This window comes from Cohnella luojiensis, from assembly GCF_004564235.1.
In the GTDB taxonomy this organism is placed as follows: Bacteria; Bacillota; Bacilli; order Paenibacillales; family Paenibacillaceae; genus Cohnella; species Cohnella luojiensis.
Genome location: NZ_SOMN01000014.1, coordinates 26,545 through 42,191, shown reverse-complemented (window position 1 = coordinate 42,191; position 15,647 = coordinate 26,545). Strand labels below are relative to the sequence as shown.

The 15,647-nt window shown below is 50.1% G+C and carries 17 protein-coding genes; 13 read left to right on the top strand and 4 right to left on the bottom strand.

All coding sequences use genetic code 11. The features are described 5' to 3' along the window. The 13 genes from E2980_RS11805 to E2980_RS24915 all read left to right on the top strand — a co-directional run bounded on the left by E2980_RS11805 (position 1) and on the right by E2980_RS24915 (position 11,660). Positions 1-879 carry a carbohydrate ABC transporter permease gene (locus E2980_RS11805; protein WP_135152377.1) on the top strand — a complete coding sequence of 293 codons (879 nt, stop codon included), beginning with the start codon at positions 1-3 and terminating at the stop codon, positions 877-879. Positions 880-884: 5 nt separating this feature from the next. Beyond that, complete coding sequence (locus E2980_RS11800; protein WP_240702999.1) at positions 885-1,871, top strand: carbohydrate ABC transporter permease; 987 nt, start codon at positions 885-887, stop codon at positions 1,869-1,871. After that, positions 1,868-3,178 carry a glucoamylase family protein gene (locus tag E2980_RS11795; RefSeq protein ID WP_240702998.1) on the top strand — a complete coding sequence of 437 codons (1,311 nt, stop codon included), beginning with the start codon at positions 1,868-1,870 and terminating at the stop codon, positions 3,176-3,178. The genes E2980_RS11800 and E2980_RS11795 overlap by 4 nt, the downstream gene beginning before the upstream one ends. 62 nt (positions 3,179-3,240) lie before the next feature. Further along, positions 3,241-4,233, top strand: coding sequence for a LacI family DNA-binding transcriptional regulator (locus E2980_RS11790; RefSeq protein ID WP_135152375.1), 993 nt, complete (start codon positions 3,241-3,243; stop codon positions 4,231-4,233). A gap of 63 nt (positions 4,234-4,296) precedes the next feature. Next, on the top strand, positions 4,297-6,717 hold the full coding sequence (locus E2980_RS11785) for a beta-galactosidase (protein ID WP_135152374.1): 2,421 nt from the start codon (positions 4,297-4,299) through the stop codon (positions 6,715-6,717). A 23-nt stretch (positions 6,718-6,740) separates the two neighbouring features. Next, positions 6,741-7,559: a phytanoyl-CoA dioxygenase family protein gene (locus E2980_RS11780; RefSeq protein ID WP_135152373.1), complete on the top strand. Its 819-nt coding sequence runs from the start codon at positions 6,741-6,743 to the stop codon at positions 7,557-7,559. A gap of 5 nt (positions 7,560-7,564) precedes the next feature. Then, positions 7,565-8,362 (top strand): sugar phosphate isomerase/epimerase family protein, encoded by a 798-nt coding sequence (locus tag E2980_RS11775; protein ID WP_167747092.1) that lies wholly within the window; start codon positions 7,565-7,567, stop codon positions 8,360-8,362. Beyond that, positions 8,359-9,306: a D-2-hydroxyacid dehydrogenase gene (locus E2980_RS11770; protein ID WP_135152371.1), complete on the top strand. Its 948-nt coding sequence runs from the start codon at positions 8,359-8,361 to the stop codon at positions 9,304-9,306. Before E2980_RS11775 ends, E2980_RS11770 begins: the two co-directional genes overlap by 4 nt. Positions 9,307-9,491: 185 nt before the next feature. Beyond that, on the top strand, positions 9,492-10,232 hold the full coding sequence (locus E2980_RS11765; protein WP_135152370.1) for an N-acetylmuramoyl-L-alanine amidase family protein: 741 nt from the start codon (positions 9,492-9,494) through the stop codon (positions 10,230-10,232). Positions 10,233-10,304: 72 nt separating this feature from the next. Next, positions 10,305-10,493, top strand: a complete 189-nt coding sequence (locus E2980_RS11760) for a glycerophosphodiester phosphodiesterase family protein (protein WP_135152369.1) — start codon at positions 10,305-10,307, stop codon at positions 10,491-10,493. An 83-nt stretch (positions 10,494-10,576) separates the two neighbouring features. Beyond that, entirely contained in the window at positions 10,577-10,771 is a 195-nt protein-coding gene (locus E2980_RS11755) for a hypothetical protein (RefSeq protein WP_135152368.1), read from the top strand. Beyond that, positions 10,768-11,022: a YolD-like family protein gene (locus E2980_RS11750; RefSeq protein ID WP_135152367.1), complete on the top strand. Its 255-nt coding sequence runs from the start codon at positions 10,768-10,770 to the stop codon at positions 11,020-11,022. The genes E2980_RS11755 and E2980_RS11750 overlap by 4 nt, the downstream gene beginning before the upstream one ends. A gap of 107 nt (positions 11,023-11,129) precedes the next feature. Further along, positions 11,130-11,660, top strand: a complete 531-nt coding sequence (locus E2980_RS24915) for an acyltransferase (protein ID WP_135152366.1) — start codon at positions 11,130-11,132, stop codon at positions 11,658-11,660. Here the strand turns inward: E2980_RS24915 and E2980_RS11740 are convergent. Genes E2980_RS11740 through E2980_RS11725 form a run of 4 tightly spaced genes read right to left on the bottom strand, consistent with a single transcriptional unit; the run spans position 11,650 to position 15,594 of the window. Further along, positions 11,650-11,847 carry a hypothetical protein gene (locus E2980_RS11740; protein ID WP_135152365.1) on the bottom strand — a complete coding sequence of 66 codons (198 nt, stop codon included), beginning with the start codon at positions 11,845-11,847 and terminating at the stop codon, positions 11,650-11,652. The two genes, E2980_RS24915 and E2980_RS11740, sit on opposite strands and share 11 nt — an antisense overlap. Next, entirely contained in the window at positions 11,844-12,953 is a 1,110-nt protein-coding gene (locus E2980_RS11735; protein WP_135152364.1) for a GerAB/ArcD/ProY family transporter, read from the bottom strand. The genes E2980_RS11740 and E2980_RS11735 overlap by 4 nt, the downstream gene beginning before the upstream one ends. Before the next feature lie 18 nt (positions 12,954-12,971). Beyond that, on the bottom strand, positions 12,972-14,093 hold the full coding sequence (locus tag E2980_RS11730) for a Ger(x)C family spore germination protein (protein ID WP_167747091.1): 1,122 nt from the start codon (positions 14,091-14,093) through the stop codon (positions 12,972-12,974). 7 nt (positions 14,094-14,100) lie between these two features. Continuing rightward, positions 14,101-15,594 (bottom strand): spore germination protein, encoded by a 1,494-nt coding sequence (locus E2980_RS11725; protein WP_135152362.1) that lies wholly within the window; start codon positions 15,592-15,594, stop codon positions 14,101-14,103. Positions 15,595-15,647 lie beyond the last annotated feature (53 nt).

The window sequence follows — 15,647 nt, the reverse complement described above, 5'->3', positions numbered from 1 at the left end:
ATGCGTAATTTCTTCGCGAAAAGAAGAGAAATGATGACGGGTTACATGTTCGTTTCCCCATGGCTCATCGGGTTTCTGCTGTTCATGGCTTGGCCGATCTACTTCTCCCTGAATTTGAGCTTTCATAAAGTCATCATTTCATCCGAAGGCATCAAGAAAACCTGGCTCGGGTGGGACAACTTCAAGTACGCGTTTCTGTCCGATCCCAAGTATCTGGAAGAACTGCTGACCTTCATTAAATCGGTTATCTTTATGATTCCTATTATCATCGTGTTTGCCATGCTGGTCGCCTTGCTCATCAACCAGCCGATCCGCATGAAAGGCTTTTTCCGGGCGATCTTCTTCCTTCCGGTCGTCATCACGAGCGGTCAGGTCGTTAAGGAATTGTTCGCGCAAGGCGCCGCTGCGGCTCCGATCGTGGAGCGGTACGGCATCGTTCAGTATATTCAGACGAACATGGATCCCTCTTGGGGGGAACCGTTGCTCAACATTATCAATCAGCTAATCGTCATTCTTTGGTATTCTGGCGTCCAAATCCTAATCTTCCTGGCAGGCCTGCAGAAAGTAAACACGCAGATTTACGAGGCGGCATCCATTGACGGCGCGTCTCCATGGGAGATCTTCTGGAAAATCACGCTGCCAAGCATCAAGCCGTTCATTCTCGTCAATATCATTTACACGACTGTCGACCTGTTCACGAACTCGCTTAACGATGTCATCGAGCTCATTAAAGTGCACATGTTCCAAATCGATACCGGCTTCGGCTACGCTACATCGCTTGCATGGATTTACTTTACGGTAATCTTTGTACTGTTGCTGATCGTGGTGGCTATCTTTGGGCGCAATGACGATTACAACCCCAGACAAGCAGGGAGGTGAAGGCAATGAAGCTGGAAGCGACAACTTTCAGGAAAGCGGTACGGGAAATGGATAAATCCATGCTGATCCGAATCGGTTACAAGATCAAAAAGTTTCTTCTCGGTAAGCAGGGCAACGACGGCATCATATTCAAGCTGGTCGTATACGGACTGTTGATCAGTATCGGATTCGTTTATGTGTATCCGATCCTGTTCATGATTTCTCAGAGTTTCAAAAGCCTCGACGATTTGCTGGATCCCACCGTCCAATGGCTGCCTAAATCGCTGCACATGGATAATTTCTTCAAAGCGTGGGTGGTCCTTGATTTCATGAAATCGTTCGGTGCCTCGCTGCTCAATTCGGTATTGCCGGCCCTCGCCCAAACGATTTCCTGCGCATTGGTCGGATACGGATTTGCGAAGTTCGCGTTTCCGGGTAAGAACGTGATGTTTGCGCTGATCCTGATGACATTCATCATTCCGGTACAGGTGGTCATGATCCCTCTGTTCCTGCTGTTCCAGCAGTACGGCATGCTTGGATCGCCGCTGCCGTTCGTCATTCCGGCCTTGTTCGCCGGAGGAATCAAGAGCGCGCTGTTCATTCTTATCTACACGCAGTTTTTCAGAACCATACCGAAATCCCTGGAGGAATCGGCGCAGCTCGATGGCGCGGGGGCATTGAAAACATTCTTCCGCATCATTCTCCCGATTTCCGTCCCGGCGATCGTCGTCGTGTTCTTGTTCTCGCTTGTCTGGCACTGGAATGAGACCTATACGACATCGTTGTACCTGGGGGACAGCATGAGCACGCTTCCGGTCATGCTTCAGCAATTCGATCTGTCCTTTTCCCAAAATTACTCTTCCAGCCAAGTGAGCGGTCAGAAGGTGAACATCAACGAGTCGATCAAGCTGGCGGGCACGGTGCTGATCATTCTTCCGCTTCTTATTCTGTATCTGTTTGCGCAAAAATGGTTCGTAGAGGTCGTCGATAAGACTGGGATTACCGGTGAATGAGCATGAAAATAACGAAATCATTTGCGGCGGTCAGTTTGGTGGTTGCCTTACTGCTGAGCGGCTGCACGAATGCGGATCCTTCATCGGGGATGAAGTCGGTCGAAGAACCGCTGCTCGAGAAGGAAAGCCGGAGCAGCTTCGATTTCTTTTGGAAGGAAGCGAACACGGATCCAGCCAGTCCCGGTTACGGTTTGATCCGTGACCGGGCGCCGGGCAATCCGAGCTTGAGCAGCGTCGCATCCGTCGGCTTCGGACTGACCTCGATCGCCATCGGGGCCGAAAGGGGCTGGGTTTCCAGAAAAGAAGCCGAAGAGCGGGTGATCGGAACGTTGAAAACGCTGGAGCAGAACGCCTCGCACCGGAATGGATTTTTCTATCACTTTCTGCAAATGAGCGATGCGGCTAAAGCCGACGGCAGCGAGGTGTCGATTATCGACACGGCAATTGCTCTGAATGGAGCCATAACCGTTGGGGAGTATTTCGGAGGGGAAGCCAAAGAGCTGGCGGAGAATATTTATGCGAGGGTGGATTGGGAATGGTTCCGGGACCCGGCGTGCGACATGTTCTACATGTCCTACCGCGATAACGAAGGTTTCTCCGGTCATTGGGATTTTTACGCGGAGCAGCTCATGCTTTATTTTCTGGCCGCCGGTTCTCCCACCCATCCGGTTGACCCGGGCATGTTTTATAAATTCACCCGGCATAGCACTTCGTATGGCGATGGGGAGAAGTTCATCCATTCCTGGTTCGGTTCGATTTTCACTTACCAATACTCCCATGCTTGGTTCGATCTGAGGGGGCGGGCCGACAAAACGGGGGTCGACTGGTGGCACAATTCCCGTATCGCTTCCTTGGCCAACCGGCAATTTTCCATCGACCAATCCAAGTCTTTCAAAACTTACGGTCCCGACGCTTGGGGGCTTACCGCCTCGGATGCCCCGCGCGGCTATGAAGGCAGGTACGGGGCGGCTCCCTCCGGTATATCGAACGACCAGCATCTGGCGGACGGCACACTGGCCCCGGCGGGAGCGCTCGGTTCGATCGCGTTTATGCCGGAGGAGTCGATCACGGCGCTTAAGCATTATTACGGGATTCCGGAGTTGGTCGGTAACTATGGGTTGAAGGACGCCTATAATACTTCCATTACCCCGGCTTGGTTCGCGCCCGATGTTATCGGCATCGATAAAGGCATCACGCTGTTGATGATCGAGAATTATCGTACCGGATTCGTTTGGAAATGGTTCATGAAAAACGCTCGCGTACGGAAAGGCTTGGAGGCCGTCGGAATGTCGGAAGGGCATAAATGAAATGTTTTCATGTTATAATGGGTGAAATAAAAATCGGATTTCCTAAAAAATGGGGATAAAAAATGGCTACCATCAAAGACATTGCCAGGCTGGCCGGCGTATCGATATCGACGGTTTCCTATGCGCTGAATAACGATACCAAGGTCAGCAAGAAAACGAGAGAAAGAATACTGGCCACCGCTCGCGAATTGAACTATCAAAAGAACGGCATCGCGTCCGATCTGAAGAGAAGCAGCACCCGTACGATTGCCTTGATCGTCACGGATTTGTCGGGGCCTTATTATTCCGAGTTGGTTAAAGGCATACAAGAGGTCACATTGTCCAAGGGTTACGATCTGCTGGCATGCAGCTCGGTCGGCGGGGAAACCTCGACCGCCGTCAAGTTCCTGACGGAGAAAAGGGTCGACGGCGCCATCGTCCTGGCTCATAACATCAGCGAGGAAATCATCCTGCAATCCGCGAGGGCGAAGTTCCCGGTGATACTGCTCGACCGCAAGGTGGAAAGCGAATATGTGGTGAGCATCGAAGTCGATAATGAAGCGGGTTCCCATATGGCCGCGGAATATCTGATCAAACAGGGACACCGCGATATTGCTTACATCAGCGGCATGGCCATCAGCGAGCTTCATTTCATGAGAATTCGCGGTTATGAAAGAGCGCTGCAGGAGCATGGATTGAATTCCAAGAACCGGCTTCACCAGTTCGGCTTGTTCAACCGGGAAAACGGGTACAGCATGACCAAAATGCTGATCGCCCAAGGAAAGCTGTCCAGCGCGTTCATGTATGCCAACGACGAAATGGCGATCGGCGGCCTCATGGCGTTCAAGGAGCACTCGATCAAAGTTCCGCAAGACGTATCGGTAACCGGTTTCGACGATATCGAGCTGGCGAAATATGTCCGTCCCGCGCTCACCACGGTGCTGCAGCCGAAGTACGAACGCGGAGCGTTGGCCGCCCATTTGATCTTCCAGATTCTTGAGGGCCAGGACACCGAGCCATACTATATCCTCCCTACGCAGCTGGTCATGAGGGATTCCGTATCCTCGAAGGCGTAAATCCGGCATAAGCCGGAACGTATTACCCTTAATTCGAAACGTTTCGCCTTAGGAGGGAGTTCCATGGTTGAAATCAAGAACAAGCAAATTTGGTTGGACGGACGGCCGCAGATCATCATGTGCGGAGAAATCCACTATTTTCGTTTGGCGAAAGAAGATTGGCAGGATCGGATCGACAAGCTGAAATCCGCGGGGTTCAACGCGGTAGCCTCCTATATTCCCTGGTTGTGCCACGAGCCGGTCGAAGGGCAATTCGACTTGACAGGTCAAACGCGTCCCGAGCTCGACCTCGCCGGATTTATCGATCTTTGCGCCGCCAACGGCCTTTATTTTATTGCCCGTCCCGGCCCGTTCATCATGGCGGAGATGAAAAACGAGGGGCTTCCGTTCTGGGTGTACGAGAAACATCCAGAGATTGTGCCGGTCACTTGGGGTGGGCAGCCAATCAAGACGAAGACCGTCGATTATCTAGCCCCCGGTTTTCTGCAGGAAGCGCGAAGCTGGTTTGCGGCCGTTATGCCCTTGCTCGCTATGAGGCTTCACGGCAACGGCAAAGGCGGCAATATCATCGGGGTGCAGCTCGACAACGAGATCGGCATGCTTTCGTGGGTGAGCAATTCGCCCGACTTGACGGACTACGTACTGGCCGACTTTGCAGCTTGGCTCAAGAGCCGCTACGGCGAAGAGACTTTAAGCGGACGATATCCGTTTTCTCTTGAGGCAGAGCATGAACGCAAGAAGGCGATACAATCTCCTGCCGAAGAATATACGGAGGTTCTGCATCAGGATTTAGGTTCCTACATGCGGAACCGGTTTGCCAGATATGTGGCCGAACTTCGCCGGTACTCGGAAGAGTTCGGGGTAACGAGCGTTCCGTTCCTGATCAACATTCACGGAACCGGCGGCGGCAGAGGATTCACGTATCCGATCGGGATCAGCCAGTTGTATGAGGCGTATACGCAAGAGCCGGGTTATCTTTCGGGGTCGGACATTTACTTCGGAGACCTCGACATGAATACGTTCCAGGACTTGTATTTGATCAACGGGTTTATGGACGCGGTTCATCTGCCGGATCAGCCCTTGACGTCTCACGAATTCAATTGCGGGGACGGTAATTTCGGAGAAACGTACGGAGGTCGATACGATCCGTCCGCGGTCGATTTCAAGACGCGGATGTGCATCGCCCAAGGCAATCGGCTGATCAACTTTTACCTGTTCTGCGGTGGCAATAACTACCGGATGGATCAAAGTCTTAGCGACGGCAACGACCGCGTCGCCTTTACCGGAGAGCGGCACGGGTTTGCGGCACCGGTCGGACCGGAAGGCCAGCTCAATTACTCGTATCCGAGAATGTCCCGCGTCAACCGGACCATCATGGCCGTAGCTGACAAACTGGCCGTGATGGATGAGGAACGCGACGATGTCGCTTTCACCTTCATTCCAGACTACTTCATGACGGAGTACCGCTATCCCGGCAGCTCGAAGATGAAAGAAATCATAAGCAATCTCGAGGCCAACCGCTCCCATGGCGCTTGGGAAATCATGGCCCGGGCGATGCTGCTTGCCGGATACCGGTTCGGTTCCGTCGACGTGCAGAACAAGGGAATCGACCCTGCACGGACGCCCGTCATCGCGGTCCCTTCCGCCAGGTACATGCACGGGCATATCCAGCGGAAGCTCGCGAAGTTCATGGCATCCGGGGGAGGCATTCTCCTCTATGGGGAAGTTCCCATGTATGACATGGAAGGAAGTGAATGCACGATTCTGGCAGATGCACTCGGCGTTCGACCGGCGGGCAGGCGCACGGGTGACGGACATTATTATCTTTCCTTGTATGCGGAAGGCTGGGCGGCCCCGCGTCCGGAGGTCAGAAGCCATTTTGCCCAAACCTTCGATCATGGAGAAGCCGAAGCGATCCTGCGTGTATATGGCACGGATGAAGTATGCGCCTTCGAAGCGAAGTCCGGGAAGGGCAAGGCCGTTGTAATCGCTGCGGCTTACCGATGCGATATCCCGCTTTTCCGAACCGCGCTGGAACGGCTGGGAGCGAAGGCCTCCCTGACGCATGATCATTCCCATCATGGGATCTTCATGACTTCCACGGCTACGAAAGAGGGCGAGCGTTTTCTGCACCTGCTCAACCTGGACGGACTGGATAAGGAACTGCACCTTTACGACAATGGTGCACGGTTATTCGAAGGTCGGCCAATAGTTCTCTCAAGTAAAGACGGGATTATGCTGCCGCTGGGCGTGAATTACCACGGTGTCCAAATCGTTTATTCTACGGCAGAGATCACCGGCGTGTCGGAGGAGTTATTGACTTTCCGGCTCACCCAGCCGGAAGATGTCATCGTGCTCGAAACGGAGCGGGAAATTTTGCCGGACAACAGCTACGCCGTCGAAATGGAAGGAAGAACACAGCGGATCATTTCGAAGAAACACGCCAAGGTTGATGATTTTCTTATGGTTCGTTTCAAAAAATAAATCGACAAGGAGAGGAAACAGTCATGAAGATGATATTGAGCGAGTCGGAAAGAGCGTCGGGAAAGTTGAATGAGGACAATCTCATCATTGCGGCGGAACAAGTCCGGAAAAACGGTTATATCCTTCTGGAGGAAGTGTTAACCGAAGAGCAAGTGCTGGAGCTTCGTGATGCTTTTGCCCCGATCTTTAAGGAATACACAGAGAAGAAAGGCTTCAATACGGGCACGAACCGTGCGCAAATGTTCCTTCCTTTCGTGGAGCCGTTCTGCTCGGAAGCCGTAATCGTGAATCCGATCGCCTTGTCGATCATCGACCAGATTCTTGGCGCCGATTGCCGGCTCACTTATTTCGCGTCGGATACGGCGGGACCGGGCTCGGATTATCAGAATGTTCATTCCGATCTGCCGCCTCTGTTTCCGGAGCTCGGAGTGGCCTTGCCGGCCTACAGCCTCGTGTTGAACATTCCGCTGGTGGATGTGAACGAAGAGAACGGACCGCTGGAGATTTGGCCGGGCGGCTCCCATCTCGACCATGATAGCACGCGCTATACGGATATCTGGGGAGATCCGGTGCGTGCCGCGAAATATATGTACTCTGAAAAAGTGTTAATGAATGTAGGTTCCATGGTCATCCGCGACATCCGGATGTGGCATCGCGGGACGCCGAACCGCACTGATAAGATGCGAACGAATTTGGCCTTCATTTACAATCGTGAATGGTATACGGCAGGCGCAACGATTCCGGTTCCGAAAGAAGCCTTTGACAAGTTGTCCGAGCGGGGCAAGATGCTTCTGCGGACAGAGAAGATCGGCGATCCTGTCAAAATGCCTTGGGAATATTAAGAGATATGAAAATCAAGGGTTATTCGACCGGTTTGTACGGATGGCAAGTGAAATATTGGGCGGAAGGCAAGGAGCCGTCAATGGAAGAAATCTTTCGCGAGTGCGCCGAGGCAGGGCTGGATGCGGTGGAGATCGATCCGGTTCCGGAAACGGCAGCATTGGCCCGGTCGTTCGGGTTGTCCGTTTCCGGCTCTTATGCGGGGCTTCCGCTGCATGAACCTATTGAAAATTTGAGGATCGAGGAGACCCTGCTGCCGATTGCTCGAAGGTTGGCGGAGAACGGCGGCCGGGATCTGGTCATCAACGCGGATCCGAAGGGCGGATGGGACTACCCTCTCGACAAAACAGAAGATGAGTTTAAACGGCAAGGCGACAACCTTACCCGCATCGCGTTGGCTGTTAATTCGCTTGGGCTTGCCGTTAGCATGCACAACCATGCCGCTTCTCTGCACAATGCGGAAGGGGATCTCCGCTCGGTGATCGAATACGGGGCAAGGGAAATTGGCTTGTGTATCGATACCGGCTGGGCCCATATAGCCGGCTGCGATCCGATCGGATGGATCCGAAAATATCCGGAGCGGGTGACGGCCTTCCATTTGCGAAATCAGACCGGGCTGGTACCTGCGGAAGATTTGGCCGAAGGTGACATCGATATGCGAAAGCTGCTTGGAGTACTCGACGTTATCGGCTTCCAAGGGTGGCTGACATTGGAGCTGTTTCATCCGTTAGAGACGCAAGCGAAACGTACTTTGATGGAAGACGTGAGGAGATCGGTTGAATTTTTAAAGGAGTCAGCGGAATGAGAAAAATCGTCTGTATTCCCGATTTGCAGCCGGAACAACTGAAGCGGATTCAGGAGACGGTTCCGGATTGGACGGTGATTAACGGGGATGAAGCGCGGGATATAGCCCACTTCCGGGAAGCCGAGATTGTGGTAGGCTGGAATGATCTGGCGGCCGATAGCATGGTGCCGGATTCGCGTCTGCGCTGGGTGCAAGCCTGGGGGGCGGGAGTCGAGCAAATGCCTTTTGACGCTTTTCGGCGAAGGGGAATCCTGCTAACGAACGCCAGCGGCGTACATGCGTATCCGATTTCCGAAACCGTGTTCGCCATGATGTTGTCTTTTGCGCGGAAGCTTCATCTTAGTATCTACAACAAGGCAGATAAGAAGTGGTCTTGGACGGGAGAATTGGATGAGATTCACGGCAAAGCGCTCGGATTGGTCGGCGTCGGAGCAATCGGAGAAGAAATCGCGAGGCTCGCCCGTGCATTCGGCATGAGGGTTCTGGGCGTCAGAAAATCCGGGCGGGACTCTCCTTATGTGGATGCGATGTATGATGTTCAAGGATTGGACGAAGTGCTTGGAGCAAGCGATTATGTTGTCGTGACGCTCCCGATTACGCCGGAAACGGAGTATATGATCGACCGCTCCAGGTTCGGAAAGATGAAACCGACAGCGTTTTTTATAAATATCGGGCGGGGCCGGACGACGGATACAGAAGCTCTAATCGAAGCGTTGCGGAACGGGACGATCGCCGGAGCGGGTTTGGACGTGTTCGAGCAGGAGCCGCTGCCGGAAACAAGTCCGCTATGGGAACTGCCGAATGTGATCGTCACTCCCCATAATTCCGGGAGCTCCGTCCATTACGGCGAGCGGGCGGTCAAAATTTTCATGGAGAATTTGAGTGCCTATATAGAAGGAAATGAGCCTGCTCGCAACAGGGTCGATCTGGATCTTCAATATTAAGGAAAAGTTCTGATTAAAAGTCGCGTATTTCGCGGCTTTTTTTCTATTGTTATTGGTAAATTCATGATTCTACTTGAAATTTGATAGTTTTAGAGACAAAATGGTGAGAAGTTGTAGACTTTCTAGCGACCTCCCGATGGTATAACAAGGAGGTGACTATTAAGCTCATCCGAAAGGAGGACAACATGAACCCATACATGAACCAGAACGAAAAAAAGAGGAGACTTGCTAGATTTGTCGCTCTTCCGATTTTCTTTTTTCTACTAGCCGGATCCTTATTCATTCTTGTTGGCAATCAGAGCGAGGGATCACCAGCATTGTCGGCAGGTCCAAACTTATCTAAAGGTCCAACTGCACAGGTTGCCGATAGCTCATCACAGCCGGATAGGGTGTACAAAATTATGATCGATCCCGGCCATGGCGGCAAAGATCCGGGCGCGACGGGAGATAGCGGCAACGAAGAGAAGGATCTAAATCTTTCCCTAGCACTTAAAGTGCTAGATCTGTTCAAGAATGATCCAAGATTCGAAATCCGATTGACTCGAACCGATGATACTTTCGTTGAATTGGAAGACCGGGCGAAGTTAGCCAACGAGTGGGGGGCGGACGTTTTTATCTCCATTCATGGCAACTCCTTCGAGGATAAGAACACTTCCGGGATAGAAACCTATTATTCCTTTGAAACTAGCACTCCGCTAGCTCAAGCGCTTCATCAAAAAATGATTGAGGCGATGGGCTTCGCTGACCGGGGCGTAAGGGAGGATCCACTAAGGGTACTTTCCTTAAGCGAAATGTCAGCGGTGCTCATTGAAGTCGGCTATCTTTCTAATTCCGCTGAAGAAGCGATTCTGCTCAGCGACGAAGGTCAAGCGCTTGCGGTGCAAGCGATCGTGGAGAGTCTAAAGGAATACTTTATGGCGAGTTAAGAGGTAAAGAGGCAGCTTTTCCGATAAGGTCAAGCCGGAACTAGATATACATGAAGCACGAAGGCAAAAAAAGTGCCTTCGCGGCACGCGCGTTGGTGCCCTGGCACCAACGAAGGCAAGAAAAGTGCCTTCACGAAAATCCATGATCGAAACAGGAAAGTCATGGCATGGACGATCCGCAAAGAACGGGATGACGAGCGAATGAAACGATTGGGGGTAGACGGGATTATTACGGATTATCCAGATTGGGGCATAGATTAAAAATAAGTTTTGGCGACCCTTGTATAAGAACGTTAGTTCCCGCTATAATAAGAACATACGTTCCTGTGTAGAGGGGTTTTCGAATGAGTAATATAACAATCGATAAGTGTGTCGGACGCGTAATCGACCTTATTTACATTGACACCAGCGGCAAGTTTTCGCAGCGTCGCGTTAATCTGTTCGCTATCCGAAACGGCAAGGCGCGCGTGTACGATGTAAAGAAGCGTGGTTACCGCACGCTAATTGTTGACCGGATATTGGCGGTGCAAGCGGAATGACCAAGAAACCGGAGGGTAACGCGTACAGCCAAGAACGTCAGGTACTTGATCCGCGGGAATGGGAAGCGATTATGCGCGTGTTAATGGAATCGCTTGGCATGCAGACTGCCGCAAAATTTCATCTCAATGATCCGTTCGAAGATTGCGCGGTCATTGGTGTAGTAGAACGCGTTGACCCTTACAATCGGACATTCACCGTGGATGGAGAGCGGTTTAAGATTGAAGACATTATCGGTGCCAGCGAACTGTAAGTTGATTGGATGATAATTATTCAAATTGAATAATATTAACCCATTATCCCATATTATTTCTGTTATACTATTCGATAAGCGAACTATTGAATAGGGGAGGATCTAATATGGGATTTAACACCGTTCTTTACAAACTTAAAGGGCTTTATAAATTCGGGAAAACAGCTCCAAAGCTACGTGGAAAAGTATTCGTTAATAAATTTGGAACCATCAAAGCCGGAAAAAACCTTTCCATAGTGGGACATCCATGGGCTGTTCAAATTACCAGTATCAAAGGTGCCAACTTGACATTCGGGGATAATGTATATGTTAATGCGGGCGTTGGAATTGCTGCTAATAAAGAAATCGTCATTGGAAATAACGTAAAGATCGGTCCGAGGACGAGTATTTTCGATAGCAATTACCATCGAATGGATTCTACTGATAAAGGTGAACTCAGTAAAAGAATTCAAATCGGTAATAATGTTTGGATCGGAGCGGACTGTACCATTCTTCCGGGCGTCACAATAGGAGATAATTCCGTTATAGCCGCGAAGAGTACAGTAAATAGGGATGTTCCTAACAATGTATTGGTTGGAGGAAGTCCCGCAAAGGTGATTCGCGAGCTAGAAATAGAGGATGGCTGGATTAGAGATTAAACATCCAAGCGATGGCCTTATTCAAATCGAGCGGTCGCCGTACGATAATGCTGAACCAGAGTATGCCGCCTAGCGTGGTTATTCCAATATAGATCGCTTTCTCTTTCCCGCTGAATTTCTTGGCTTTCATCACCATCAAACCGCCGCTCAGAAACAGTACGTACAAGATCGCCAGAAGGATTATCATGCCGCCGGTCCTTCCTTATAGAGCGGTTTTTTTCGCTGCAGCTTCAGCCAGGTGAGTGCAATTAGTACAACGGGAATAACAATGGCGTACAAGGTATAGTAGATAAATAAATACTTATCGACCCATTCGACATTCTCAATGATGTTCGCGAAAAAGAGCGAATAAGCGGAAATGACCCATATTAGCGGATAGGCGACAACGGCTCGGTTTTTCAATTCGAATAGTTGGCATATGGCCAGTACGGCGCAATAAAACAACATACTTAATTTAAGAAATACAATGAAAAGTATATTGACGGAAATTATAGCTTCAAGATGCTCCACGAATCCGGTAAACTGCATTTCACGAAAAATAATGTATATCGGGTATATAAGATGCGAACTGCGATTCACGCCCAGAATGCCAATGATAAAAAACACGCTAATGGTAAGGGCGATCCCCGTTGTGATGATTCCTAAAATAAATGCAGTCTTTAATCTGCGTTGAACGAAAGGAAACAGCATCATGAAAGATACCGTCTCCATATAGGGAAACGCGAGAGTATAGTTCGTATTTGCGATTGTCGTCCATAACTGGAAGTGATAAGGAATGTCGAAATTTCTCCAATCCCACTCGGTGAGCATGACCGTCATGGGAATCCAATAAGCTATGAAAATATACGGCGTCAAAAGCTCGCTAGCCATAGCGATCGATTCGATCCCTTTCACCACGGCATAGGCACACACGAGCAACACCATGATATTGAAGATAGAGAGGGGTGTGCGGGGCATTAGATTAATATGCATAAAATCGCTCGCGTTACGCGTCACCCAAGATGCGATTTGGATGAAGTAGAGGATGTAGAGAAAAGCGACCAAGCCCCCGGCCCATTTCCCCAGTACTTGAACCGCAATCTGTACGAGACTCCGTCCCGGATAATGCTTGGCCAAATATAGCCAGAATGCCGCCAGTATTACGCCGTACAAGAAGGCCCAAATCGTAACGAGCCAGCCGTACTGCTTCGCATCCGCTATAAGTTTCCCGGGCAACAAAATAAACGTAGTCCCGACGGTAAAGATAAAGGTTAAAGTAAACATCTGCCAACCGCTTAACTTGGCGTTTTCCATTTGAATTCTCCTTATTTTCTAATTATAAGGCGTACTTGTGTTCCCGGTCGTTGTCACCTTAGAGCTCACTTGAAAAGTGATTTTGACTTGACGCCACGAATCAATATCATGGCGTTCATCCTGAATGCCTAGAAAATCCCAATCTTTCTTCAAGCCCAACTGAATCAAGGACTCTGCCCGTTGCGTTAACCTTCGATTGAATGCCTTCTCCACATCATGAAGATTATGCACGGTCATTCTGCTCTTCTGTTGATTGTTCGTAATACGCAGATCGGCATAAATCTTCAGAGTAAGACGGGATGCAGACCGATCCCATTCCCGCTTGATTCGAGCATTACTCGCTCCAACGTCGACATATGCTCCGTTAACCTTCATGGTTTCCGCAAAAGCCTTCAAATCATTCCTTAAGATGGCAAAAACCTGTTTCATTTTCATCTCGATGCGCCCTGCCATACGACCATGGATAAACACGGCCCCATCCGTAAAACTTAAGCCGTTTTTTATTGCATCAATCTCCTCCACTTCTTTTGTATTGGAAGCGGGCTGCTGCCCGTTATAGTGCACAATAGGAATGACGGTCGGTTGATTAAGCGGAAGTCCCTCAATTAGATCTTTAAGCCTAATAGGAGCAACTTGTGTCTGTGCACTGCGTACATGCAGGTCCAGCAAAGAGCGAACAAACCGGCCTGGCGATCTTTCCAAAGGCGTAAAAGTGTGCATAACCGTTGAAAGCGGAGAATCGGAAACGAGGAAAAGCAAATTCGTTCGCCTCTCAGGATTTAGTTCCAGAAAATTAATCAGATCCAGTACTCCATCCCTGGCATACCGCTCCGAAATAATGTAGCACTGCATATGTGCGGTAAAAAGCAGCCTCGGCATCGCCGTGCTTGTCCTCACGGTGAATCGACCAAAGCTATATTCCTTGAAGTGAAACGTGTAAACCGATGCTTGCGAAGCGCCGCCTTGCCTATTTGAAATACCCGTAGGATTAACCACCTGATAATAGCCGGTATACGTTCCGGTTTCGGGATCCTTGTCGGTTCCGACAACGTTAACAATCGCCAATTGATTAATTTCCTTCAAGTCCCAGCACCCGGTACAGAGCAGGAGCAAGATGAAGATAATACAACACTTCTTCAATTTGTTTTCACCTTCTCTTTCTCTTGGCAAGGGATTCGCGCGGCAAACGTTTCATCATATTTCGGGGGACTCGAACCATGGTGTCCTTCCAGTCGGCTAAGACAACGGGTGCAAAAGGAGTGAAATATTTAACCCCGAACGAGCGTATGGATACGAGATGAATCAACAGAAAAAAAACGCCGCACATTAAACCGAACAAGCCCATTAACCCGCTCAGGAGCATAAAAGAAAACTGAATGATTCTTTGTGCTATTCCGAAGCTATAGTTGGGGGAGACGAAGTTAGAAATCGCCGTGAGGGACACAACGATAACCATTGCCGCCGAAACGAGTCCGGCTTCAACTGCTGCCTGTCCTAATACAAGCGCGCCTACGATAGATATCGATTGACCTGCAATGCGCGGCATGCGAAGCCCTGCTTCACGCAAGATCTCGAACGTTACCGTCATGATGAACGCTTCGATAAAGGCAGGGAACGGCACTTCTTCACGTTGTGCGGCTAGGCTGATTAAGAGGTTCGTAGGCAGTAATTCCTGGTGATAGCTTACCACCGCAATATAAAGAGCCGGCGTGAATATGGATAACAGAAATGCAAACATGCGCAGCCAACGCGACAGCGTGGCAATATCCGCTCGCTGGTAATAGTCCTCCGGAGATGAAAACAGTTGAAAAAAAGTAATCGGTCCGACAAGGACCATCGGGGTGCCGTCCGTCATAACCGCGATCTGTCCCTCGAGCAATTTGGCGACGATTGAATCCGGACGTTCCGTGCTTATTAATTGCGGGAAAGGCGAAAGGGTCGTATCTTGAATCCATTCTTCGATATAAGCGCTCTCCAGAATGCTATCGGTTTGAATGGATAGAAGACGGCGGCGGAATTCATCGACAACTTGTACCGAGGCAACGTTGTTGAGATAAGTTAGGTACACTCTAGTCCTTGTTTTCGATCCGATTACAAGAGATTCGAAAACCAAGTGTTCGTCTTTCAATCGTTTCCGGATCAGAGCGGAATTCCAAGTAATAGCCTCGACGAATCCCTCCCTTGGTCCGCGTATAGAAGCTTCCGTATCGGGTTCCGCGATATTCCGATATTCCCCTTTGGAGACGTCATAGCTAAGATAAATCTCTCCTGAGGTAGGGATGAGAAGGCAATGGCCTTCAAGAAGATCGTTAATCCCTTCAGCGAATCCGGAAAGCTTCTTCTGTTGCGCGCGAGGGATTATTTTTATTAACCAGTCAATTGGATTTTTTAAGGATGCCTCCGCCAACTGATAGTCCTCGACAATGGGCCTTAATAACATTTCGTCCACCTGATTAGTGGTTACGATCGATGAAATATAGATGCAGTAAACGCCGAATTCCGCATTGATTTCTAGCTGCTGGCAAATGAAATCGGGGGATTGTCCTAACCTTTCCGCGATTTGATCGACGATAAGTTTGCCGGTGCCTTTGCGAACCAGGATTGAACCCTCCCCTCTAGTTGTTGCCTTATCGTTATCCATTTGAGGAAAAATTATGCGAATTTGGGGTTGATCCAGGGAGCAGGTACAGATTA

Coding starts and splice junctions, on each gene's coding strand:
- E2980_RS11735 (WP_135152364.1), bottom strand. CDS start 12,953: ATGGAAAACGCCAAGTTAAGCGGTTGGCAGATGTTTACTTTAACCTTT.
- E2980_RS24915 (WP_135152366.1), top strand. CDS start 11,130: ATGGGATTTAACACCGTTCTTTACAAACTTAAAGGGCTTTATAAATTC.
- E2980_RS11790 (WP_135152375.1), top strand. CDS start 3,241: ATGGCTACCATCAAAGACATTGCCAGGCTGGCCGGCGTATCGATATCG.
- E2980_RS11805 (WP_135152377.1), top strand. CDS start 1: ATGCGTAATTTCTTCGCGAAAAGAAGAGAAATGATGACGGGTTACATG.
- E2980_RS11795 (WP_240702998.1), top strand. CDS start 1,868: ATGAGCATGAAAATAACGAAATCATTTGCGGCGGTCAGTTTGGTGGTT.
- E2980_RS11800 (WP_240702999.1), top strand. CDS start 885: ATGAAGCTGGAAGCGACAACTTTCAGGAAAGCGGTACGGGAAATGGAT.
- E2980_RS11725 (WP_135152362.1), bottom strand. CDS start 15,594: ATGGATAACGATAAGGCAACAACTAGAGGGGAGGGTTCAATCCTGGTT.
- E2980_RS11785 (WP_135152374.1), top strand. CDS start 4,297: ATGGTTGAAATCAAGAACAAGCAAATTTGGTTGGACGGACGGCCGCAG.
- E2980_RS11755 (WP_135152368.1), top strand. CDS start 10,577: ATGAGTAATATAACAATCGATAAGTGTGTCGGACGCGTAATCGACCTT.
- E2980_RS11780 (WP_135152373.1), top strand. CDS start 6,741: ATGAAGATGATATTGAGCGAGTCGGAAAGAGCGTCGGGAAAGTTGAAT.
- E2980_RS11770 (WP_135152371.1), top strand. CDS start 8,359: ATGAGAAAAATCGTCTGTATTCCCGATTTGCAGCCGGAACAACTGAAG.
- E2980_RS11740 (WP_135152365.1), bottom strand. CDS start 11,847: ATGATAATCCTTCTGGCGATCTTGTACGTACTGTTTCTGAGCGGCGGT.
- E2980_RS11775 (WP_167747092.1), top strand. CDS start 7,565: ATGAAAATCAAGGGTTATTCGACCGGTTTGTACGGATGGCAAGTGAAA.
- E2980_RS11750 (WP_135152367.1), top strand. CDS start 10,768: ATGACCAAGAAACCGGAGGGTAACGCGTACAGCCAAGAACGTCAGGTA.
- E2980_RS11765 (WP_135152370.1), top strand. CDS start 9,492: ATGAACCCATACATGAACCAGAACGAAAAAAAGAGGAGACTTGCTAGA.